This is a genomic window from Leclercia sp. W17, assembly GCF_003336325.1.
Taxonomy (GTDB): Bacteria; Pseudomonadota; Gammaproteobacteria; order Enterobacterales; family Enterobacteriaceae; genus Enterobacter.
The window spans coordinates 3,863,940-3,883,351 of sequence record NZ_CP031101.1; the positions used below are offsets into that span (position 1 = coordinate 3,863,940).

The window sequence follows — 19,412 nt, forward strand, 5'->3', positions numbered from 1 at the left end:
GATCCTTAATTAATTAAACCGTGGGTTCTCAGTGCCTGCTCAAGCGCCAGAATTCGTTGACTAGCCGCTAATAATGCATTGGCGATAGCCTGCACTTCGGTCTGTGAGTATGCTGCGCCTACTGTGAATGCGAGATCGGCATTGAACGCTCCGAGATTGGCCGTACCAGATCCCACCGTCCATCCGGTTTGCCGTGGGCCAAGCACCTTAACGCCATCAATTGAGAACGATGTCGCGACGCCCAGCGATGAAGCCAGTGACTGCGCGGCTGTGACTGTCTTTGAGACGTAATCGGCCTGAATGTCTTCGATATCCGATTCAGCCTGGGTAAGGCGTAGCCCCTGAGCGGATACGTCACTTTGCAGGCTACTGACATCGGTTTGCAGATCGGCAATGTCTCCCTGCGCCGCGATCAGCTCACTGGTGAGGAAGTCGATATCGCTTTCAGCTGCGGTCACCCGCCCATCCAGCGAGACGATGGCAGCCTCTGCTGATGTCAGCCGCGTACCCAGACTCTGAATCTGCGCCTCTGCATCGCCCAGGCGGATCTCATGATCGAGCAGCTGCACATCCTGCGCATCGTTCCTCACCTGCGCATCGTAGGCCCCGTCTCCCGCCTCGTTGGCCTTGTTGGCTACGTTGGTGAAGTCCAGAACCTGAGACAGGATGTATTGCTCATATGCAGGGGTGGAACCGCGTGGCAGTGATGATGCAGTCAGGCCGATTGCCCGGACGATTACCGGTGTATTGAGTGCGTTGTTTGCCATTACTCAACCCTCACCTGACATCCAGATAGCGTCACGGGTGACTTGGTGATGACGCGGATCTTGAAGGCGATGTTTTTACGCACCCGGCCAACTCTGCGCCACAACACGCGCTTGTCGTAAACGAATGGCGCGTTCTGCTCAATCATCTGCTCTCTGCCAAAGTTGATGCCGTCGGCGGTGGCAGACAGAAACAGGCGATCTGCGTACTGCGCAACACCGGTTGAGGATTCCAGTTCAAGGTCGAACAGTCTGGCCCCGTCAGCCTTTATCAATGGCGTGAAGAGCAGGTGCTCCTGCTGGTTTCCGTACTGGCTGGAGATATCGAACTGCAGCGCACCTTTTAACGCCGCTGACTTGTCGCCGCAGGTGATGGAGTTTCCTTCATACATAAAGTCAATGGCCCGATAGACGTCGTCACCCAGCCCGGTTTTCAGCACAGCCCATTGCGGCCCGTTTTGGCTGGCTGCCGCGTCGTACACCAGAACCTGACCAGGGAGATGAATCAGCAGCAACTCATGCCCATCAAAGCGCAATGTTTCCATGACAGCGGAGGCGAGTTCGCTGGCAGTGTACGAGCGGATTATCTTCTCGATGCTAGCGGTGGCAATAGCTGTCGCCCGGCCCGAATCGATGATATATACCGACGGCGCACCGGATGCCGGGTTGCTGATGATGGCATAGGCGTCCATGAATGGCGTTTTGCAGTGCGTACCGGCGATCCCCTTCTGCACCGCATAGGCCGAGTTCACGACATAAAGAGCCGCTCCAACAGTGGTTGCACCAGTTACCGTGAAGTATTCAATCGTCGTTGCGCCAAAGCAGACAATAAAATCTCGCCAGGTGCCGATCCCAATAATTCCGTCAGGTTGGGACTCAGCACGGTATTCACCCGCGTAACGGTCAGGATGCGACTCATCATCGAGGTCAGAGATGAACCACGAGTCAGAGCCATCCTTTGCCCAGGCATAGCGGCCACGCAATCGGGTGATGTCTCGCGCAGATCCGAGTTCGTACTGCGTGAATCCGCTGGATACCGGCCAGTTTGCAACCGTCTTGGTTGTTCCGTCGTAACGATACTCGACCACCTGCCCGCCGACGCAGACAGCCTGAGAAGTTCGACCATGCGCCAGCGACACCCGTGATGAACCGGCCACATCACCGACCACCGAATCGCCTTTGTAGAGCTTGCCGCCCATAACGCGATATACGGCGCTCTGAGAGGTGTTGTACTGAGCCCCACGAGATGCACCGGCAACATCAGATCGCTTCGCTATGCCCGGGAACGAGCGCAAATAACCTGATGCGTTGAGCACCTCCTTCGGCGTCGCCAGCATATTGACCGGCAGATAGTCGATGTAGTCAGCGTTGCGGTGGTCTTTACCCGTTCCCTTCATCAGAGGAAGTTGCTGGATCGGCATCTGTCTGTTCTCCCGGGAAGTAATGCCATCCATTCAGAGTGGCGAAGCTATTCCCGCTACCGATAGGCATCCTGTTCGGATAAGGCGCGCGCTTTGCACGACTGAGTGCCGTGTTTTTGACGAGCAACTCTTTGCCATTGCGGGCGGTGGTGATGACTTTGGCGGTTGGTTCGATCGCGTAATCAGGCGCGATGCGGCAGGCCAGATTAAAAACCACAGCACTGACAGCGCTGGAGCGCATGCCGTGATCGTCACCCTCGGCGGGCGGGTTATCCGGATCGGTGAATTCATACCCGGTGATGATGCCCTTCCCGTCCTGGTACCACTCAGCCATCATCGTTTCGAGGTCATCAACGCCGTCCTGGATTGACTGCGGCTCAACGTCGGTAAGCGTGGCATCAGATGCAACGCCAAGCTTACGCAGCGCCGCCCGGACAATGTCGCCCTTAGTCGCTATCAGCATCATCTGCCGCCTTAGCCTTTGGCCCCGGCTTTTTACGTGGTTTCACTTCAGGCTCAGGCTCAGGCTCAGGCTCAGGCTCAGGCTCAGGCTCAGGCTCAGCAGTAGCCGGTCGCAAACTCAGAAGCCGGTCAAGAACATCACTCGCTTCGTGACCATCCCACTCTTTTCCGAACTCCAGCTCGGCACCTTCTGGCAGGAATTCGATTTCTTCAACGGGGAGATGGTAAGTGACTTCACCTTCCGGCGTAGTAATGCCAGCGATGATCCATCCTTCCCACTCTTCCCCGTCACTGTGTTTACGAGACCACCACGAAAGGCCAGAGTAAGCATGCATAAGCGATGAGAACAGGCGCACCCGGTGAGCATATAGCTCATTAAAGGTGTGATAGCCGTCTGACACCTCACCCATATCTACTGGGTTAGCCCCCTCACCGCCAACACTCACAATCTGATCGCCAACAAGTGGCTCATCAGGAACATCGTGAGGATGCTTATACCAGCCATTGGCTAAGTGTTCAGCGACATCATCCTGATCCACAATTTTCGTTTTCAGCTTGCGGCCCCAGATTTTGGTATCGCCACCTGCCCGATAAATCATCACGCTCATTGCCTTCTCCTACCCAATAAAAAAGGGGCCGAAGCCCCTTGAAGATTAGTGATTAAGCCTGATCAGCCAGGCCGACGCCGATTGACTCAGGACGGGTTGCGTTGACGCCATACCAGACCGCGATACGGCACAGGCCAGACAGGGTATTGATATCTCCCTGCGTCGCGAAGATGCCATTCAGGCCCACCTCAGGGATGGTGAACGACTTGGTCTTCATGCCCGCGAACAGTTCGTGGTTAGCCGGGATTGGCTGACTAACGATGCGGATCGCGTCATCCGCCCAGAACACGTTAGTACGTGCAGTGGTGGTGTTAAGTACGTTTACCGCCATGCTGTTTGCCAGCGAGGTGTTCACGTTGGCATAAGCACGCTGCTCAGGTGACAGGGAAGTGTCATCCAGAGCGATCGGCTTAGGCGTAATCTCAACATGCGTACCATCGACAACGCGCACGACAGAGAATGTCGCATCCTGAGCCAGCAGGTTTTTAGCCATCTGACCGAGGAACTTAACGCCGGTGAAGCTGATTTTGTCGCCGCGCTTCAGGCCAGTGGTAGCAGAGAGAGTTACCGTAGCCAGGCGGTTATCAACGTTACGCTTGTTGCCGTCCGCGTCCAGATCCCACGCTACAGGCTTGAACTTCTGTGCGCCGCTGACGGTCAGACCGGTAGCGGTTGAAGCCGGTAGCACTGGCAGTTTAGGTGAGCGCAGGACGTCATCAAAGCCAGCAACCTGACGCTGAATGGTGCCGTTTTTGTAGGCATCTTCAGGGATGCGACCGAACATGTCGCGGTTAATCAGATCGTGACCGGCTGCCTTGTAGTCCTTCGGGTTGAAGAAGTAAGACAGGCCGGAATCACGGTTAAGCTCACGCGAGAACATGATTTCTTCTGCATCAGCCACGAAGTCCCAGCCGGAACCGGCAGCGGTGCCGATCGGGTCATCACTGGTTACTACCAGGGAGCCCATTTCAGCAGCCAGGTTCGCAACTTTAACCTCGCAGTTGCTTGCCAGTTTTTTGGCGGCTGCGTTGATGCGGCGGCGATATGCTGTTTCGTCACGCAGATCGTCAGCGCGCAGTTGGAAGAAGTCGTTGTCCGGCTCACCCAGGCTTACCGGAACGTTAAGCTCCAGCAGGCCAGTTGACTTGCCAGTTAAGTCCCAACCTTCCTGAGTTGGGGACTCCTGCTCTACAGGCATCCAGATCGTGTTGCTGGAGCGCTGCATTTCGCTTGCAGGAGGCGTGTATTTGCTCGCCTTCTGCGCCATTGGTGTCAGGCTGGTAATGGTTTCAATGATTTCATCCACTGCCAGCGTAACGATTTGACCTTCGTTCAATGCCATTATCGAATTCCTTTAAGTTTTGCCTTTAGCTTGCGATAGGTTTCTACATCGCCCTTGCTTGATGCTGCTTCCATCGCCTTGCGCATCGCATCGACGTTAGCCGCCGACACATCGCCAGTGAGGGATTGATCTGCAGGGGGAGCGGACGAGACCTGTTGACCGCGAGGCTTGAGAGTTAAGCGTTCCGAGAGTCGAGTGAGTTCAATCAGCGCGGACTGCCCGTCCATCGCCAGTAACTGGCGGGCTTTCTCGGGGTTGGCCCCAAGGTGATACATGAGCGCGGCGGATTTCTCAGGGAATAGGCGCATGATGTCAGTCGCCACCGGTGCCGGAACGATCTGCATAAACGCATCTTCTTTTTCCTGATAGTCAGGAATGTTGAGCTTCTCCGCCGCGTCATAGTGTTTACGGGCAGCATCGACGTATTGCGCTGATTGCTGGGTGAACTCCTGAACCTTTCGACCCTGCTCTGCCACTGCATTGCTTCGGGCGTCTAAAGATTTGTTATTCCACTCATCGTTTGCCTGCTGGAATGCGGCTGCCGCCATGACGGTGTCGCCGTTGTATTTGCTATACAGGGCGTCATCACCAAAGTAGTCAGTCACATTTGGCTTAGATGGGAGGTCAGGAGCGACCCGTAAGTTCTCCGGCAATTCACCGCGCTTTACTGCTTCCGCCTGCTGCTCAAGCTCACGTTGACGCTTGCGCTCCAGGCGCTTGGCCGCAAATCGCGCGTTAGTTTCCGGGTCTTGCTTTGGTTTTGCCTCATCGTCTTTCAGGACGATCTCGAAGCCTTCTCCATGCCCTGCGTTGTCGTTGGCATTATCGACAACAGAGCCATCAGCAGATGCCGCTGCATGATTGCCGGACGTGTTTAAGCCTTCAGTTTCCTGAATATTGATGGTGTCTTGCATGATTAACTCTCTCTTATTGAGGATTCTCGGCTACGCTGCCGGAAGGTGTGTTTTGTCTCTGCGATTGCAGGATGTTGGTGATGTCCATTCGCTTCTGGTGCGCCTGGCTATCACCTTTGAGAAGTAACTCTGCGTTGGCTCGCGCATCGGCGGCACTTTCGTTCTGAGCGCGCAGCATGATGTCGAGGAACTCGCGGTATGACGCTTGCTTATCGAGATCGATGTTGCTAAAGATTTCCAGCATCTTCACCTGGTTGAGCTGGTTAGCACTCTCAACCTTGGCCGCATCAACCTGCAACTGCTGCTGCTTAACCTGCGCATTGAGCAGATCGGCCTGACCAGTAAGCAATACGCCCTGAGCCTGTAATTGCTCTGCCGAAGGCTGCTGCGGTTGCTGCTGCGCCTCCATAAGCCACTGCTGTTCTTCAGGCGTTTCAGGCTTCTTAGCGCCCATCATGATCAGCTGTTTGTTGGCGTAGTCGCGCATCATCTCGACGCCTTTGCCATCCAGCAACGTGAAGTACTGCAGTAACAGAAGCTGATATTCCGGCGTGCCCTGCGGTGTTTTGCCGAGCAATTCCAGAATCTCAGCGCGGTTCTGCTGCTTCATCGACTGGAAGGATGGGCCAACGTCGGTGTAGCACTCATAGCGGCCCCTGATGTCGTTCAGGACGGTTGTTTCGCCAGTGGCAAGGTCAACCACCTGCTCCATCAATTGCACTTCCTTCTCGCTGCCATCTTCAAGCGTGATGGTAACGGTGCGGGGGATGTCGTAGATGTCATTGACGATCGACTGGTAAATCTCACCGTCACGGCGCATCGCTGTTGCGAGGTTGTCCTGGAATACGAACGTTTCCAGATCTGAGCGCATGTTCAGCTGATTGACTGTTTCGAAGGCAACCTGACCACCATTCACAGCCTCTGCATCCACACCGAGCGTCGCCACCTCTTTCACTGCTGCGGTGGCGGCCTCAAGCATATAGGCGTTGGCCTGCGGTACTTCAGGGTTCTCCATGTAGGCGATAGGCTGAACAGGAAGGTCGCCATTGTTTTCGTCGGTGCGGTTGAGAAGGTAGTACGGGAAATCATCATTTCCGTCATACATGTGCTCATAACCGGCGATCTGCTCAGGCCAGAACACTGGCTTTTTCTTCGGCGTGCGGGCGACGATGTCAGCGTTAAACGACATAATCATGTTGCGCAGGCGTTGGCCGTCTTTAGTGGCACGAACGACGCCCTCATACACCTCTTTGCTTTCGACGAAGCCCCACTCGCCAAATACAGGCACGATCGGGATGTGTTCGCCAGCAATTAGCTGCCTGTCCTTCAGGATGTCGGTGCAGGTGATGATGGATTTGTACACCCGGCAGCGCTCAACCTTACGCTCTGCAACCTTGATCATTCCACGGTCTGCCAGGTCATCAATAACGTTCTTGATGTCGCGCTTGTAGTACGCCGACGGCGCACCAGTAATCGGGTCCTGGTAGATGTAGACGGTCTCTTTCTTCCTCTCCACCTCGTAGTATTCAGCGACGTGAATGGTGTCCTGAGTCAGCCAGGGAAATGCCCATTCGTTCGGACTCTGGAATGACGGGATAACATCCTCATCAAGCCCATGCTCTTCAGCGAAGTTTTTCCAGCCGTCACGACTCATCGAGTGGATCAGTGTGCAGTGCCGGGCGTCTGACTTGTCCATCTGCTTGCTGTTGCTGTCCCACACCACACAGGAGCATGACGAGTGAATGGGCTCACGCAGCACAATCTGATTGTTGCTGGTCGGGCTCTGGTCTTCATATCGAGTGACTCGACGCCAGTGACCGATGCCGCATTCAATCTGCTCACGGACAGCGACATTCACCGATATCTTAGAGGCGTTATTCTGCGCATCAGTGCGATACATGCCCATCAGCGTATCAGCTGCGTCAGGGCTTGCGCCGTCTTTCGGGCGGTAGAGAACATCAATCGGGTTCTGGCGCATCTCTGCGACCAGCTTACGCACTACCGGGCGCACAACGTCGAACTGGCCTCGGTATTGCAATGTTGTGTACTGATTAAGCCAGTCATCCCAATGAGATACACGGGAGAAGAAAAGGTCATTCTTCGCCTCGGTTCTGGCTTCTTCTCCGGCTGTCCAGTCTGCGTCGAACTTGCACAGAATGCTCTCCAGCCTGCTTTCGTTGTCAGCCATTATCGTCCTCTGGGTACTGGTCTAATCGGGGCGGGGATCTTTTTGTCTTTCGGTTTATTGATATCGCGCATGGTTCTGGCGAACCTTCGCATCATGTAGCCATAGCGAACGGCAGAGAGTACGTCGTCATTGAGCTTGACGATCTTCCCGTTCTCATCGCGGTGGTACAGGCGGAACTCTTCGAAGAATGGCTCACAGGTGTTAAACACCTTGAAGCGCCCGTCGAGCATCATGTCGCGCAGCTCGGTGAGTCCAGGCTCAACAGCGTTTCCGCCATCCGGCCATGTGGCATGCTCAGGGAGCATCATGAAACCGGCATCTGCGTACTGGCTTTTGAGCTGTTCTCCACCGCCCTTCTCGTGCTGATGACCATCATGCGGCCATGCAGTAGGTATTTTCTGCGCCCAAGCCTTCACTGCGCCCCACGCCTGCACAGCCGTTTGCTCTTTCTTCTTCCACGTGCGAGCGACGTAGATGGTGTCTGCGTCTTTATCCCACCATAGCTGAATCTGTGCCTGAGGGTGATCCCAGCCAAAGTCCATCGCGTTGATGACGTAGAAGTGTTCAGGGCATTCAAACGGCTGGCACTTAATGGTCTCTTCCGGTATCTGGAATATGCGGCCACTACCCATCGTCGGAATACCTCGGGCCCGAGCTTCACGCTCATGCTCAGGATACGAAGCGACGATCTGCTCTTTCTGTTCGTCGCTGTAGTGGTCAGCGTCAAAGATTGTCATGGTGACAACCTTCTGTGCCTTGCTCGGGTTCTTCAGGAATTTGGTAACGACGTCTGACATCCCCATCAGCGGGGTAAACGTCAGCATGGAGAACTGGTCGTATTTGTTGGTACGCGTCAGGCCTTCACCGTAGATGCTGTATGGCGGCTCTTCATCGAACCAGACACCGTGAATTGTATCACCCTGCCAGCGGGCGCGGCCCTGCGAGTACGGCTTGAAGTAGCAGATGGATATGCCGTCTTCTACACCGTCAGCGTTGTGATGCTTAACCAGCAAGTGATCGACGAGATTCGGGAAGAATGGAGACTTCTTCCAGCTGATGATGTCCTCTTTCGGGATTGACCCGTAGCCAGGCTCATCATTCTCTTCGATACGACCGCACAGGATACGCTGTGTCGTCTTGGTTACGGTTTCGTTAGTCTCGCCACCAACCCAGAACACGACAGGCTCATAGAAGCGTTTACCGCCCCATTTTTCGCCGTATGCGCCATCATTCGGATAACCTTTAGTTCCGGGGTAGCGTCCGGTTAGATGGAATGCCACCTCTGCGCCGCCAGTGTAGGACTTACCCAACTGGTTACCGGCCATGAAGCAACGCTCTGGGAACTCAGATCCAGCGTCGATAAACTCTCGCTGCTTGCCATATGGTGTGAACTCATACAGCAGGTGTGTTTCCCGGTACCGCTCCTCTTCCTCCAGAAGCTCAAGCAGTTCTATCTGCTCGTCTTCCGTCAGGTCATCAAGAATCGCTTCGTTTTCCACGGGTCAGTAACTCCTGAATGCGAGAGCGGCGCTTATCGCGATCTCCCTTATCAGGTGTCACGTCTTCAACTTGCGACTGCTCTTTGAGGCCCAAATCACGGGCGATGATATTGGCGTTAAGCAGGTCAGCAGCTGCGCCAGAGAATTTCTGGTCGTAGATGATTTCTTCTGCTCGCGTGGTGACGTCAGAAAAGCCTTCCATAGCGCGGAAGGTTCCCCACGTTTGCCGGGTGATATCAAGGAAGATGCACAGGCCAGAAATCGTCATGGCTCGCATCTTTGGCATCGTTGCATTGATGATCTCACCCTGGTAGGAGAACACTTTCCCTTCCCATAGCGGGTTGTCGTCCGCCCATTCGAAATACTCACAGCATGCATCCCACAGCGCCTCAGGCGACTCGAACTTCGGGTTGCGCCCGTGACTGCTGCGGGCCTCCCAGAATCGGTTACCCTTTGGTGCCGCCATAGTCACTTCCCTTCTGTTTGCTTATCCCACTCATCGCGGAATTTGGATGGGTTGTCGAAACCTTGAGTTGCCATGCGCCACCTCAATACTCTTGCTCTGATGAATTGGCGTTAACCTGATCGAGAAGTTGGTTGACAACGTAAGACTGGCGACTCAATCCGCCCAGGATAGCGTGATAGTCTGTCTCCACACTCCGTCCATGAACAATGTCGCCATCGTGGGTTACGGCAACAAAGCAGATCGACTGAACATCTTCGTCATCCACCTTTTGCAGCATGTCTTTCAGCACCTGACGGCAGAGTTCTTTTCGCCGCTCAAGCTCAGGATCTATTCCATCATCGCCGACAACGCGAAAAGGATTGCTCTTTGCCATTACGGGCTCCGTCATTATCTGTCGCAGGGGTTATTTTTGATTTATCCGCTCAGGGGAATATTTGCCTTTGGCAGTTCGCCTGCCACGATTTGTTGTGCGCCAGGATGTCTTTCTTCGTCTGGCGATCCATCACTTCGATGTCGTGCTCAGTAAGCCGAATGACGCTGACCCAGTCGCACCCGGTGTCGATTACCTCAACCTTTGCGGGTCCAGTTTGCACGCAGCTCGCGATCGACATCGTCATCAGGCATATGGTTAACAGTCTGCTGAACATTGCTGGCCTCCCTGGTAACTTCGACGCGACGCTCTGCAGCTGCTTTGGTGGCAGCGGCGTTCTCGTCGGTACGTTTCTTTTCTGCCTCTGCTTCGGCCTTTTCCCGGCCACGCATACCGCCAATACCAAATGCGGCCAGTACCAGCATTATGGCGAGCCCGATCCCAGCCAGGATAGCTTTCAGTCTGGTCATAGGCTTACGCGCTCCCGCATCCAGCCATAGGCGAATGACTCGTTAGCCGGGCGCTGCTCTGCCAGTTCGAGATAACGCTGACCCTGGCTGCAGTTCAGTGCACGGAGCAATACGGTTTCTCCTTCACTACCGCGCTTCGCCAGGAAGGACTTCAACGCGCTGATGCTGCGAGGGCCAATCTGACCGTCGGCGATCAGGTCGGGATAGAACTGCTGCTGATTGTTGAATACGTTCAGCCAGCGCTGGAACCACTTCACCTGTACCGATGGCCCCATGTTCACGCCGGTATCGCAGAGTTCGGCGGCGATGAGCGGGGAGACAGTTGCAACCTGGTCAAAGCGTGGCCCGTACCAGTAATCGGCCTCGAGGATGTTGAGAGCCTGCTCGCGGGTCAGGTCACGCATATCACCGGTATAACCGTGGGCGCGGGCCGTTGCCTGAGTGATCCCCCAGTTCGTCGGGCCGCCTTTATCGTTCGGGTGATTAACGTAACCTCCCTCTTTTCCGAGGATGGCATTGAAGATGTCGTCTTTGGTCATTGCCCGGCCTTCTGGAATACTTTTGCGAGATTGCCGCGGGAGCGCCACACGGCGATGCAGATAGCGATGTTCAGCATCAGTTCGCCCGGGTCAACCTGCAGGTATTTCCCGTAGAGGATACGGAATGCCGTAAAACCGGCGGCGAGGATCATCATGTACGCCATCCATGCCACAGCAGGACGGTGTCGCTTTCCGCTCTTACTGAAGAACATCAGCCGGATGGCGATAAGCGCGCAGATAATGGCGTTTACATCAAGAACGATGGCTTGCCATGTCATTTACCTTCCTCCTCCAGTCCCGGCATTTTCCCCCGTTTTGATTTGGCGAGGATGCGTAACAGGACTGCGACAGAGATGGAAGCGGAAACCAGCGCGCCGATGTTCGGGGATACTTCGATGCTTACCGGCGGCTGCAACAGGCCAAGAGCGGTATTAATCACCCCGGCCAGTATCTTCGCCATCGGTACCGAGAAGAAAACCCCGCCGACAAAGCTGATGACAGCGAACAGGAACTGCTTCCACAGTTGGTGTGGATCGGATGTCAGAACGTACATTGCTGCACCGGCCAGCGCGCACAGCATTACGCCGGGCGTTGCCTCGGGGAACAGAGATGCGAACGTCACTCCGATAGTTGCGGACGTGACACCGCCAGCAATGGTTAGAGGTTCAGACATAGGTGGTCCATGTGTAGAGGTCGGGCTCTCGGGATGAATTAACGACGAGACGTATTGATAGTGATTCCCGGAGCCCGAAAATAAAAAAGGCGGGTTCTGGTCCGCCAATCGATGGGTGCTGCGTTGCGCTATGCGCTTATAGTCCCAAGTAGTGGGTTCTGGTGCTGATTGACGGAATCGAACCGCCGACATCCTGCTTACAAGGCAGGCGCTCTACCTACTGAGCTAAATCAGCCAATAAAAAAGCCCGAGGCGTTAACCTCAGGCTCGAATTCTTTGATACCGCCAGTGCATACAACATTGGCACAATATCAGATTTACATGAAATATATGCGTTTCAGTTCGGTTTTGCAAGACTTATGTCGTAATTTGCTGCCTTTTGTTGTGAACGTGATCGCGAAACAGTTAGTAAAGCCGTCTTATCAAGTCCCACGCATATCTCTCTCAGCACTTCCCAATGAGGCAGATATGTCTCTGACCATGTTGATTTGCTCACCCCGGTAAGTTCTGCCAGTTTCTGATGCTCAACCGCGCCCTCTCCTGCCAGTTCAGACCTGACGTCCTGAACGGATAGCCAGACAAAATCTCTAATTCGAGATATGGTTTTCTTTGCCACCCTCTTCCCTGCGATACGTGTCTGGAACGTAGCCCACACCCATTTAGTTATCGCCACTTGATGATCCCAGCTAACCTTGCCGCTGTAGTTCCAGAGTAGCCATGCCTTCTGATGTTCATCCAGCGATAAGACAGCGCGCCGCCAAGACGCAGTGGAGTATTCGACCGGTTGAACCAGCGGGATATGCGACCCTTTAGCACGCGATTGCTGCCCGGGGATCGGCGGGCTGCTCGGGTTAACCAGCTTCCCGTTCGCCGGGTTAATCACCTTCACTCGGGAACGGCTGCGAGGAGTGGCTGTGAACATGGCGTTTTCAGCAAAGGCGACCAGTTGGCCTTTAGTTGCTCCACTCAGATCGGCAGTCGCAACGATCAGCTGCTGGCGTACAAATTCCAGGTCTTGAGAAATCATGCTGCGGCCCTCTCTGGCTGTTTGGTTTTGGTCTGGTTCTGGCTGTGCTTTGCTACTGGCGGCTGTTTGGCGCGCATGACGCTTTCGGCCTGGTATCGGGCTATCTGGTCGCGGGTCATGCTGCCTCCTGCCTTTTCAGTTCTTTGAGTTTTGCGCGGTACTCGTCGCGGATACGGATAAAGTCGTCGCGGCGGTAGTTGGTCATTTCGTGGGGGGCATTCAGCCAGTCGACATATTCCTGCCCGTAACGAGCGACCAGACCGGCTTCATATTGCTGAGCGACCGTCGCCTCTTTGGCGGTGTACTTACCCGCACCGGCATTACAGGATTTGCATTGTTTATGGGCGTTGCGCTCTTCAAAGCGCAGCTCTGGATTAGCACCGACTGTTTTGAAGTGTCCGCAGTCCCATTGGCCGCCGTGCAGATCGGGTGGATTGGTCTCTCCGCAGCTGATGCATGGCAGATCGGCATCACGAGCGCGAATGTAGGCATTGAAAGCCTGCTGAGCCTGAGCCTTGTAGTACCCGGCAGGTCTTAACTCTGCCAGTCTCTTCTTGCGACGCTGACGTCCTTCCTTCTCGGCTTCCTTCTGCGCTTTGATGCGCTTGGCCTCAGCCTTAATCTTCTCCTTGGCACGCAGCTCCAGCGCGTAGATAGCGCCGTGAGCCGGGCAGCACCAACGGATGTTGTCGTATTGCGGTAAGAACCACTCATTGCATACCTTGCACTTGCGGCGGGCTGGCTTACGCATGATTCCTCCTTGCTGCCAGGCGCAGCCATTTCTGATCGACAAGACGGGCGGTATAGCCCTTGAGGGTTGGGATTTCAGATGGCTTGAGTTCCGGCTTGCGCTTGCGGCGCGTCCGGACACGGTAGATTTCGTTGGTGATGATGCGAGCGAGAGGACTAGCCACGGACACCTCCAAAGCGGGAAGCCCATTCCATAGCCAGGCGTGATTCGTCGCCCCAGCGGACGTTACGCTCAGCACCAAAGGCATGGATAAGCTCGATCAGGTCACGCATCTGGCCGACGGTCATCTTGCTGGTTGACTGGCCCAGCACCACGAAGCCATCACCGGCCAGATTCGGCACGACTTCCTGCTTAACCAGCGCGGCGGTGAAGATATGTTTCCAGGATTCAGAGGAGAGCTTGCGGCCATGCCATTCAACCTGGCTGCTGATGTCGCCCAAAATTGCCCAGAGCTTTGCGTTCTGGTCGATGGAACGGGTCATCTCTTTTATCTCGATGACGACCGGGCGCTTCTCGTCGAGCTGCAGCTGATTAATCGCGTTGATGGCATTGGCGCGGATGTTGGTGTTACGGAGGAGGAATTGCTGCTTCATACGCCACCTCCGAGAGGTAACGCAGAATGCAGAAAATCGCCGGTGCATTTCTGCATCGGTGACAGGTGAAGATGTTCAGATTGTGGTCGCATATAACGTCCCCATTATATGCGCAGGGGACACCGGTTGTTCAGGCCGGTGCGTTGTTATTATGGCTCGTTGAGTCTGAATTATCAACGCAAGAAAAAGGCCTCCGGAGAGGCCTGATTTTATTTCAGAAGTGCGTCAGCCATTGAAGAATGCACGTCTGATTTTACGCACATCCCAAATGACGCATGATGCAAATACTCCCGACGCGAACCCCATAAAGCTATTGCCGCTCTCGATGAATAACCACGCAGACATTGCCAGGCTTAATGCAGGCCAGATTAGAATTGCTAACGCAAGCGCAGCCCACTTCGGCAGAGTGAATAACGTCATCACTTCACCTCCTGTTGCGGTGCTGCTGGCAATGGTAAGTGAGACCATGACTCGCCAGTAACAACCCTAATTATTGTTCGTTTCGACACTCCATATCTTTTAGACAGAACCCCATAGGAAGCTCCAGAACATCGAAGTGATCTTATTTCAATAACGCTTTCATCGTTTAATTTCGAGTTAGCCTGTTTTTCCCCTTTGTGTGCTGGCAGGTGGGATCTATTTCTTAGGCCCGTATCCCACGCATGTTGTCTATTTTCCTGAGATGTAACCCACTCCAGATTGCTTAGTTGTGGGTTCGATTTATCCCCATCGATATGATTTACTTCAGGCTTACCATCAGGATTTGGCAAAAATGCCTCTGCAACCAGCCTGTGTATCCTTGCAATTTCCCTTCGGCCATTTGAAGCGTCGCTCAGCCTTACAACGCAATATCCATCCGAGTTAAGGAACGGGTTTAGCTGCTTACCTTTAAATCTCTGCTTGGTGCCATCTCGCCTAATAATTACTCTTGGGATGCTTAGTACAACCCCACGTTCATTAACCTGATAGATTCCTTCCCAACCTACAACTGGTAAGAATTCCATGAATCACTCCTTCGGCTGGTTTGGCAGTGGCATCCAATGAGTAACCCGGCCGCCATTTTCGCTTTCAACCCACCACCGGTCACCATTCCATGAGCAATTCCACTGGTAGTGGGATTTACCCAGACTGTTCTGCTCTTCGACGTAGCACCAGTAACGCCCGATTTCAGTCGGTATCCGCTCACTGCACGGAATCCACCCCTGAGCAGGTTCGGCACCCTGAAGCATGGCGGCGCTGCAGGCGCGAAAAGCAGACATTACCGCCAGGACACCACGATTCCATGCATACTCGTCAATGGCGTCTGACTTCCGGCAGATATCAATCGCTGCTTCGAATATCGCGGATTCATCCGGCACCGCTGGCTGCGGTAACTGTGGTGCTGCGTAGGTGAGCATAGACATAAGTGCGCAGATTGTGTCCTCGCTGATTTCAAACATGCCACTGGCGTTCTGCGTCGAGGATTTCAGCTCCTCGATGAGGCGCTCTTTGGTAACTTTGGTCATGCTGAAACTCCTTCCTGATATTGCTCGAACCAGAACACCACCGGATCGGATTTCATCTCAACCAATCCCATGCGGACCAGCGCCTTCCCCTTGCCGGAGCGCAGGAACTCTCTGCGGCCGTCATCGATGATTCGGCGGTAATCATCCAGGCTGTTGCAGTGCTTGTGCAGATTGCATGGGTGGCAGGCTGGAACCATGTTAGCGATGTCGTCACGCTCCTGGTGAAGCATCTGCCCATCAAAGCGAATCACCGGCTTAACGTGGTCGGCGTGCCATTTTTCGCCCAGCTCGCAGCCGCAGTAGGCGCAACGACCGCCGAATTTCATGCGCAGTTCCGCGCGCTGCGTTTTCGTCAGAGCCATATCCTACTCCCCCACCTTAGTGATGATTCCAGCGGCTACCAGTTCTGCGGTTTCATAGTCCTCAAGGTCGATGCCGCAGTTACATGACGGGCAAAATCCATCCTCTGCCGTTACCTGATCAACCGTTACGCTTTTCTGGCAAGACCAGCACTTAATAACTTTGCTTCCGCGTTCCAGTTCAGCGATGCGCTTCTCTGCGGCTTCCAGCTCATCCAGTAGCGCCAGCATGGTGTCCGGAGTCGATAACTCTGCGAGCCGAGCGTAATTCTCGTTCTCCGAGGAATATTCAGGGAATGAACTGTCGCGCAGAACGGTGAACACAATCCCACCACTGTTACGCAGGCACATTTTCCCGTGGTACTCGACAATCCTTAACGGTTCCTGCGCAGAGCATTGTTGTGCAGCTTCACGCAATTGCTGTTTGTTGATGTTGCTCATTGGGCTGCTCCCTGCTTCTGCTTGTTGTATACGGCCCAGCTCAGAGCGTCGAGCTTGTTGCGGCCTGCCTTGTCGTACATGTGGATGCCGTCTTTGCAGGCGTGTTCGAGCTTCACCTGCCCCTCAAGCTCGTTGAGCTGCTCGAATGACAGGGTTGCCAGTTTCAGGCGATTCCAGCCGAAGTTGCGGATGCGAGTCATTGGGCGGCCTCCTGGCGAAGTTGGGTGGCGAAGGTAAGTGCGCCTCTTTCGGTGCAGCTAATGTCCATTTCTGTGAGGAGTGCAGCAAACATCTCCACACCCTGAGCCCGCACTTCAGCCAGGAAGGCGTCGTGGCTTGGGGTTTCATCCCCCAGGGTGTCGCATCTCATGTGCAGGTACCCTTCGTTTGTTGGTCTGATTCGGTTCATGATTCCAGCGATAAAATATTCCCGGCACTCGCTAACAACTGATTTGGCCTGTGATAACTCCGCAGCCAGCGCCGCGCACTTGGCTTCCCGACCACTCCAGCCTTCCCACATGGCAGCCATCATGATGAACCAGGCGTTTCCGCAACCGTCTTTCTTGTTGTCGAAAAACCAGTTCACGAACTCGATGGTCATCCCGTTATCTTTCGCTAATTGCTCGCGCTCATTCATGCTTCTGCTCTCCCGCCCCTGACTGATGCCAGGCACTGATTGAATAGGTTGTTAAGAGGGTTGGCCATGCCAAAGATGTACGGTGCGCTCTTACTGTAGTGCCACACTTTCGCTCGGCCCAGCCATTGCCGGTGAACCTCCCCCTGCTTGCTTAGTGATGCAAGAATTTGCGAGGTGACTTGCATCTCAAGACCTGTCGCGGCTGCAATAGCCGATGAAGCTCCTTCGTTTCCAGCCTCCAGATAGTCCAGTACCGCTTTACGCCGGTTCGCATGAAGCTCGGTCAACCGATAACGCTTGATGCCGTTATGGGCGCTGTAGATTTCAAGTTGGCCTGATTCTGTGAGTTCCCGGAGGAGTTGGGTAATGCGGGATTTTGGTGCGCCGGTTAAAGTGTGGAATTCTCTGGATGATGTAGGTTTGTTGGTTTCAAGGTGGTGAAGTATTTTTTCTCGGGTGTTCATGTGCCTTGCCTCACGTTATCGCCTGCCCAGACCTCGTTGTATTCAGAGACCGGCATGTTGGCGATGTAGTTGTACGGGGATGCTGTTTCGGTGGGTAAGAACTGGTGCGAGTTTGCATCGAGATACAGCGGGATCCCGCCTTCCCATCCCTCGCCGTTACGCTGCTTCTCAAGCATCAGGACAGATGCGGGAGCGGCCAGCGCCTTGCGTTCCTTGTCGTCCAGTTCCTCACCCTGCTGGTCTTTCTGAATAGCCTTCTCACGAACCTTGTTGCGCCAGATGATGAACAGGTTATCGGTGAGGTCGGTGATCGAACCTGAACCTTTAACGTCCATCTTGCCGGTAGGCTTCTCCTCGCTGTCTCCCTTGCGACTATGGGTAACGAGCAGGACGTGAGTATTGGTTTTGTTCTTGAAGTCACACAGCGCGTCTACGAAGGCTTTCTGGCCGTTGTAGTCGTCATCCCCTATTCCGCATTTCATCAGGCTGTCGATGATGAACAGCTCGATGCCGTAACGTTTCCAGGCGTAGGTGAAGATTTCGATCAGCCGATCAGCTTTGGCGGTTCCCGTCAGGCCGAATAGCCATAGCCGGTCATCGTAAAACTTGAAAGCCGATTCGATTTCAAGCTGCGGCGGCAGTTTCAGGCACGTTGACTGCCGGGTCAGGCGTTTCAGCAGGATGCCGGGCTTAATCTCCAGTGAAGCGACGCAAGTCTTAACCCCCTGGCGCATGGCTTCCAGTGCCATATGTCCCACCACCTCGGTCTTGCCGTGGCCGTTGACACCGTTGACCAGTGTCAGCTCGGCCTGGCGGAACGCGAAGTTGTGATTCAGGCATTCCCACGGGCTGTAGAACAGGCTTTGCTCTTTGCCGTAGAAGGCGTTGATGGTGTCCTGATAAAACTCCCTGGCGCTGTAAAGCTCCTCCGGATCGAAAAATGATGCCCGTTCCAGATATCCCACGATGTCATCGGAAGAGATGCCAGCCATCAGGCACTCGTTGATGTCTTTGTGGGGTAGTTTTACCAGGCGGCAGCGGTGTTCACCGAGGCGGGTTGCAATTTCTCTGGCGGCAGTCTGGCCTACTTCGTCGCTGTCCATGCTGATCCAGATCTCGTCGAACCGGTCCAGATTGTGATACTCGAACTCAATCCACTGCTGCTTGGCTCCCTTACCACCCCCGAACGGCACAGACAGCGCCGGGAAGCCGTACTGGTAGTAACTCATGCAGTCGATTTCACCTTCGCACAGGATGACGATCCGCATGTTCTTCGGGATAGCCTGCCAGCCATACAAACACGGCTCACAATCACCCTCAGCCATGATGACCTTCTTCCCGTCAGGCCGTTCTGTGCTGATGCGCTTGACCTGCAACAGCTCACCGTCACGCTTGTAGGGGAATGCCAGTGCGTCCAGCTCTCTCTCTCCGTTCCAGACCTTAGCCGCGGCAACCTCGTATAGCTTCGCCGTCTCTGCGGAGATCCCGCGAGTGGCAAGATATTCGATATGCTTTTCGGTTTTGGTGAGATAACGGGAGATTTTCTTGCGATCTGGCCGGGAGAATTTCTTTTGCTGCTTTGCTGCGAAGTGGTGGTCGTCGTCCTTGATGCCCAGAAACTCTTTGGCTTCGGTCATCGCCTGATGTAACCCGCAATCCCTGACGGCTACCCAGAGGTCGAGAAGATCGCCAGCGGTTCCCTCTGCAAAATCAGACCAGACTTTCTTCCCTGCCAGATTAACCTTGAGGCTCTTACCTGACTCCCCGTTGATACTGCCGGCCACCCATTCGTGGCTTTCTCGCTTCCCGTTCGGCAGTAGGTATTTCGCTACCCTTTCGACCTGATTCCATAGCAGGTCACTCAATTCACTTGGCGTCATCATGATGCCCTCAAATCAAACTTATTGAACCAGTACCGG

At 54.5% G+C, this 19,412-nt stretch carries 27 protein-coding genes and 1 tRNA gene; all 28 read right to left on the minus strand.

Features of this window, described 5'->3' with window-relative positions:
* Positions 1–5 precede the first annotated feature (5 nt).
* The 28 genes from DVA44_RS19160 to DVA44_RS19305 all read right to left on the minus strand — a co-directional run bounded on the left by DVA44_RS19160 (position 6) and on the right by DVA44_RS19305 (position 19,373).
* Complete coding sequence (locus DVA44_RS19160; RefSeq protein ID WP_114387843.1) at positions 6–767, minus strand: hypothetical protein; 762 nt, start codon at positions 765–767, stop codon at positions 6–8.
* A complete protein-coding gene (locus tag DVA44_RS19165) occupies positions 767–2,185 on the minus strand; it encodes a packaged DNA stabilization protein (protein ID WP_114387844.1) in 1,419 nt (472 codons plus the stop codon). The genes DVA44_RS19160 and DVA44_RS19165 overlap by 1 nt, the downstream gene beginning before the upstream one ends.
* Positions 2,145–2,648, minus strand: coding sequence for a packaged DNA stabilization gp4 family protein (locus tag DVA44_RS19170; RefSeq protein ID WP_114387845.1), 504 nt, complete (start codon positions 2,646–2,648; stop codon positions 2,145–2,147). The genes DVA44_RS19165 and DVA44_RS19170 overlap by 41 nt, the downstream gene beginning before the upstream one ends.
* The gene (locus tag DVA44_RS19175; protein ID WP_114387846.1) at positions 2,632–3,255 is read right to left on the minus strand and encodes a hypothetical protein; all 624 of its coding nucleotides are present in this window, start codon (positions 3,253–3,255) and stop codon (positions 2,632–2,634) included. Before DVA44_RS19175 ends, DVA44_RS19170 begins: the two co-directional genes overlap by 17 nt.
* 52 nt (positions 3,256–3,307) lie before the next feature.
* Positions 3,308–4,597, minus strand: coding sequence for a P22 phage major capsid protein family protein (locus DVA44_RS19180; protein WP_114387847.1), 1,290 nt, complete (start codon positions 4,595–4,597; stop codon positions 3,308–3,310).
* A complete protein-coding gene (locus DVA44_RS19185) occupies positions 4,597–5,511 on the minus strand; it encodes a scaffolding protein (RefSeq protein ID WP_114387848.1) in 915 nt (304 codons plus the stop codon). The genes DVA44_RS19180 and DVA44_RS19185 overlap by 1 nt, the downstream gene beginning before the upstream one ends.
* Before the next feature lie 13 nt (positions 5,512–5,524).
* Entirely contained in the window at positions 5,525–7,699 is a 2,175-nt protein-coding gene (locus DVA44_RS19190; RefSeq protein ID WP_114387849.1) for a portal protein, read from the minus strand.
* Positions 7,699–9,198, minus strand: coding sequence for a terminase large subunit domain-containing protein (locus DVA44_RS19195; RefSeq protein WP_114387850.1), 1,500 nt, complete (start codon positions 9,196–9,198; stop codon positions 7,699–7,701). The genes DVA44_RS19190 and DVA44_RS19195 overlap by 1 nt, the downstream gene beginning before the upstream one ends.
* Entirely contained in the window at positions 9,176–9,664 is a 489-nt protein-coding gene (locus DVA44_RS19200; protein ID WP_114387851.1) for a DNA-packaging protein, read from the minus strand. Before DVA44_RS19200 ends, DVA44_RS19195 begins: the two co-directional genes overlap by 23 nt.
* 82 nt (positions 9,665–9,746) lie before the next feature.
* Entirely contained in the window at positions 9,747–10,037 is a 291-nt protein-coding gene (locus DVA44_RS19205) for a hypothetical protein (protein WP_114387852.1), read from the minus strand.
* A 194-nt stretch (positions 10,038–10,231) separates the two neighbouring features.
* Positions 10,232–10,504, minus strand: coding sequence for a hypothetical protein (locus DVA44_RS19215; protein WP_114387854.1), 273 nt, complete (start codon positions 10,502–10,504; stop codon positions 10,232–10,234).
* Positions 10,501–11,043 (minus strand): glycoside hydrolase family 108 protein, encoded by a 543-nt coding sequence (locus tag DVA44_RS19220; RefSeq protein WP_114387855.1) that lies wholly within the window; start codon positions 11,041–11,043, stop codon positions 10,501–10,503. Before DVA44_RS19220 ends, DVA44_RS19215 begins: the two co-directional genes overlap by 4 nt.
* The gene (locus DVA44_RS19225; RefSeq protein WP_113382985.1) at positions 11,040–11,321 is read right to left on the minus strand and encodes a phage holin family protein; all 282 of its coding nucleotides are present in this window, start codon (positions 11,319–11,321) and stop codon (positions 11,040–11,042) included. The genes DVA44_RS19220 and DVA44_RS19225 overlap by 4 nt, the downstream gene beginning before the upstream one ends.
* Positions 11,318–11,716: a putative holin gene (locus tag DVA44_RS19230; RefSeq protein WP_061353777.1), complete on the minus strand. Its 399-nt coding sequence runs from the start codon at positions 11,714–11,716 to the stop codon at positions 11,318–11,320. Before DVA44_RS19230 ends, DVA44_RS19225 begins: the two co-directional genes overlap by 4 nt.
* Before the next feature lie 159 nt (positions 11,717–11,875).
* Positions 11,876–11,951, minus strand: a tRNA-Thr gene (locus tag DVA44_RS19235).
* A 102-nt stretch (positions 11,952–12,053) separates the two neighbouring features.
* Complete coding sequence (locus DVA44_RS19240; protein WP_114387856.1) at positions 12,054–12,743, minus strand: bacteriophage antitermination protein Q; 690 nt, start codon at positions 12,741–12,743, stop codon at positions 12,054–12,056.
* Positions 12,740–12,862: a hypothetical protein gene (locus tag DVA44_RS19245; protein ID WP_114387857.1), complete on the minus strand. Its 123-nt coding sequence runs from the start codon at positions 12,860–12,862 to the stop codon at positions 12,740–12,742. Before DVA44_RS19245 ends, DVA44_RS19240 begins: the two co-directional genes overlap by 4 nt.
* Entirely contained in the window at positions 12,859–13,494 is a 636-nt protein-coding gene (locus DVA44_RS19250; protein WP_114387858.1) for a recombination protein NinG, read from the minus strand. The genes DVA44_RS19245 and DVA44_RS19250 overlap by 4 nt, the downstream gene beginning before the upstream one ends.
* Positions 13,487–13,657, minus strand: a complete 171-nt coding sequence (locus DVA44_RS19255; protein WP_032612199.1) for a NinE family protein — start codon at positions 13,655–13,657, stop codon at positions 13,487–13,489. Before DVA44_RS19255 ends, DVA44_RS19250 begins: the two co-directional genes overlap by 8 nt.
* The gene (locus DVA44_RS19260; protein WP_114387231.1) at positions 13,650–14,087 is read right to left on the minus strand and encodes a recombination protein NinB; all 438 of its coding nucleotides are present in this window, start codon (positions 14,085–14,087) and stop codon (positions 13,650–13,652) included. Before DVA44_RS19260 ends, DVA44_RS19255 begins: the two co-directional genes overlap by 8 nt.
* Positions 14,088–14,506: 419 nt before the next feature.
* Positions 14,507–15,091, minus strand: coding sequence for an HNH endonuclease (locus tag DVA44_RS19270; RefSeq protein ID WP_114387233.1), 585 nt, complete (start codon positions 15,089–15,091; stop codon positions 14,507–14,509).
* Between the two features lie 3 nt (positions 15,092–15,094).
* Entirely contained in the window at positions 15,095–15,592 is a 498-nt protein-coding gene (locus DVA44_RS19275; RefSeq protein WP_114387859.1) for a DUF551 domain-containing protein, read from the minus strand.
* The gene (locus DVA44_RS19280) at positions 15,589–15,954 is read right to left on the minus strand and encodes an HNH endonuclease (RefSeq protein WP_114387860.1); all 366 of its coding nucleotides are present in this window, start codon (positions 15,952–15,954) and stop codon (positions 15,589–15,591) included. The genes DVA44_RS19275 and DVA44_RS19280 overlap by 4 nt, the downstream gene beginning before the upstream one ends.
* Positions 15,955–15,957: 3 nt before the next feature.
* Complete coding sequence (locus DVA44_RS19285; protein ID WP_114387861.1) at positions 15,958–16,392, minus strand: ead/Ea22-like family protein; 435 nt, start codon at positions 16,390–16,392, stop codon at positions 15,958–15,960.
* On the minus strand, positions 16,389–16,592 hold the full coding sequence (locus tag DVA44_RS19290; protein WP_114387862.1) for a hypothetical protein: 204 nt from the start codon (positions 16,590–16,592) through the stop codon (positions 16,389–16,391). The genes DVA44_RS19285 and DVA44_RS19290 overlap by 4 nt, the downstream gene beginning before the upstream one ends.
* Positions 16,589–17,029 (minus strand): hypothetical protein, encoded by a 441-nt coding sequence (locus tag DVA44_RS25885; protein WP_210405522.1) that lies wholly within the window; start codon positions 17,027–17,029, stop codon positions 16,589–16,591. Before DVA44_RS25885 ends, DVA44_RS19290 begins: the two co-directional genes overlap by 4 nt.
* Positions 17,026–17,493: a transcriptional regulator gene (locus DVA44_RS19300; protein WP_114387863.1), complete on the minus strand. Its 468-nt coding sequence runs from the start codon at positions 17,491–17,493 to the stop codon at positions 17,026–17,028. Before DVA44_RS19300 ends, DVA44_RS25885 begins: the two co-directional genes overlap by 4 nt.
* A complete protein-coding gene (locus tag DVA44_RS19305; protein WP_114387864.1) occupies positions 17,490–19,373 on the minus strand; it encodes a toprim domain-containing protein in 1,884 nt (627 codons plus the stop codon). Before DVA44_RS19305 ends, DVA44_RS19300 begins: the two co-directional genes overlap by 4 nt.
* Positions 19,374–19,412 lie beyond the last annotated feature (39 nt).

Excerpts from the sequence above, each read along its gene's own strand:
- DVA44_RS19160 (WP_114387843.1), bottom strand. The coding sequence starts at position 767 with ATGGCAAACAACGCACTCAATACACCGGTAATCGTCCGGGCAATCGGC.
- DVA44_RS19165 (WP_114387844.1), bottom strand. The coding sequence starts at position 2,185 with ATGCCGATCCAGCAACTTCCTCTGATGAAGGGAACGGGTAAAGACCAC.
- DVA44_RS19170 (WP_114387845.1), bottom strand. The coding sequence starts at position 2,648 with ATGCTGATAGCGACTAAGGGCGACATTGTCCGGGCGGCGCTGCGTAAG.
- DVA44_RS19175 (WP_114387846.1), bottom strand. The coding sequence starts at position 3,255 with ATGAGCGTGATGATTTATCGGGCAGGTGGCGATACCAAAATCTGGGGC.
- DVA44_RS19180 (WP_114387847.1), bottom strand. The coding sequence starts at position 4,597 with ATGGCATTGAACGAAGGTCAAATCGTTACGCTGGCAGTGGATGAAATC.
- DVA44_RS19185 (WP_114387848.1), bottom strand. The coding sequence starts at position 5,511 with ATGCAAGACACCATCAATATTCAGGAAACTGAAGGCTTAAACACGTCC.
- DVA44_RS19190 (WP_114387849.1), bottom strand. The coding sequence starts at position 7,699 with ATGGCTGACAACGAAAGCAGGCTGGAGAGCATTCTGTGCAAGTTCGAC.
- DVA44_RS19200 (WP_114387851.1), bottom strand. The coding sequence starts at position 9,664 with ATGGCGGCACCAAAGGGTAACCGATTCTGGGAGGCCCGCAGCAGTCAC.
- DVA44_RS19205 (WP_114387852.1), bottom strand. The coding sequence starts at position 10,037 with ATGGCAAAGAGCAATCCTTTTCGCGTTGTCGGCGATGATGGAATAGAT.
- DVA44_RS19215 (WP_114387854.1), bottom strand. The coding sequence starts at position 10,504 with ATGACCAGACTGAAAGCTATCCTGGCTGGGATCGGGCTCGCCATAATG.
- DVA44_RS19220 (WP_114387855.1), bottom strand. The coding sequence starts at position 11,043 with ATGACCAAAGACGACATCTTCAATGCCATCCTCGGAAAAGAGGGAGGT.
- DVA44_RS19225 (WP_113382985.1), bottom strand. The coding sequence starts at position 11,321 with ATGACATGGCAAGCCATCGTTCTTGATGTAAACGCCATTATCTGCGCG.
- DVA44_RS19230 (WP_061353777.1), bottom strand. The coding sequence starts at position 11,716 with ATGTCTGAACCTCTAACCATTGCTGGCGGTGTCACGTCCGCAACTATC.
- DVA44_RS19240 (WP_114387856.1), bottom strand. The coding sequence starts at position 12,743 with ATGATTTCTCAAGACCTGGAATTTGTACGCCAGCAGCTGATCGTTGCG.
- DVA44_RS19245 (WP_114387857.1), bottom strand. The coding sequence starts at position 12,862 with ATGACCCGCGACCAGATAGCCCGATACCAGGCCGAAAGCGTCATGCGC.
- DVA44_RS19250 (WP_114387858.1), bottom strand. The coding sequence starts at position 13,494 with ATGCGTAAGCCAGCCCGCCGCAAGTGCAAGGTATGCAATGAGTGGTTC.
- DVA44_RS19260 (WP_114387231.1), bottom strand. The coding sequence starts at position 14,087 with ATGAAGCAGCAATTCCTCCTCCGTAACACCAACATCCGCGCCAATGCC.
- DVA44_RS19270 (WP_114387233.1), bottom strand. The coding sequence starts at position 15,091 with ATGGAATTCTTACCAGTTGTAGGTTGGGAAGGAATCTATCAGGTTAAT.
- DVA44_RS19275 (WP_114387859.1), bottom strand. The coding sequence starts at position 15,592 with ATGACCAAAGTTACCAAAGAGCGCCTCATCGAGGAGCTGAAATCCTCG.
- DVA44_RS19280 (WP_114387860.1), bottom strand. The coding sequence starts at position 15,954 with ATGGCTCTGACGAAAACGCAGCGCGCGGAACTGCGCATGAAATTCGGC.
- DVA44_RS19285 (WP_114387861.1), bottom strand. The coding sequence starts at position 16,392 with ATGAGCAACATCAACAAACAGCAATTGCGTGAAGCTGCACAACAATGC.
- DVA44_RS19290 (WP_114387862.1), bottom strand. The coding sequence starts at position 16,592 with ATGACTCGCATCCGCAACTTCGGCTGGAATCGCCTGAAACTGGCAACC.
- DVA44_RS25885 (WP_210405522.1), bottom strand. The coding sequence starts at position 17,029 with ATGAATGAGCGCGAGCAATTAGCGAAAGATAACGGGATGACCATCGAG.
- DVA44_RS19300 (WP_114387863.1), bottom strand. The coding sequence starts at position 17,493 with ATGAACACCCGAGAAAAAATACTTCACCACCTTGAAACCAACAAACCT.
- DVA44_RS19305 (WP_114387864.1), bottom strand. The coding sequence starts at position 19,373 with ATGACGCCAAGTGAATTGAGTGACCTGCTATGGAATCAGGTCGAAAGG.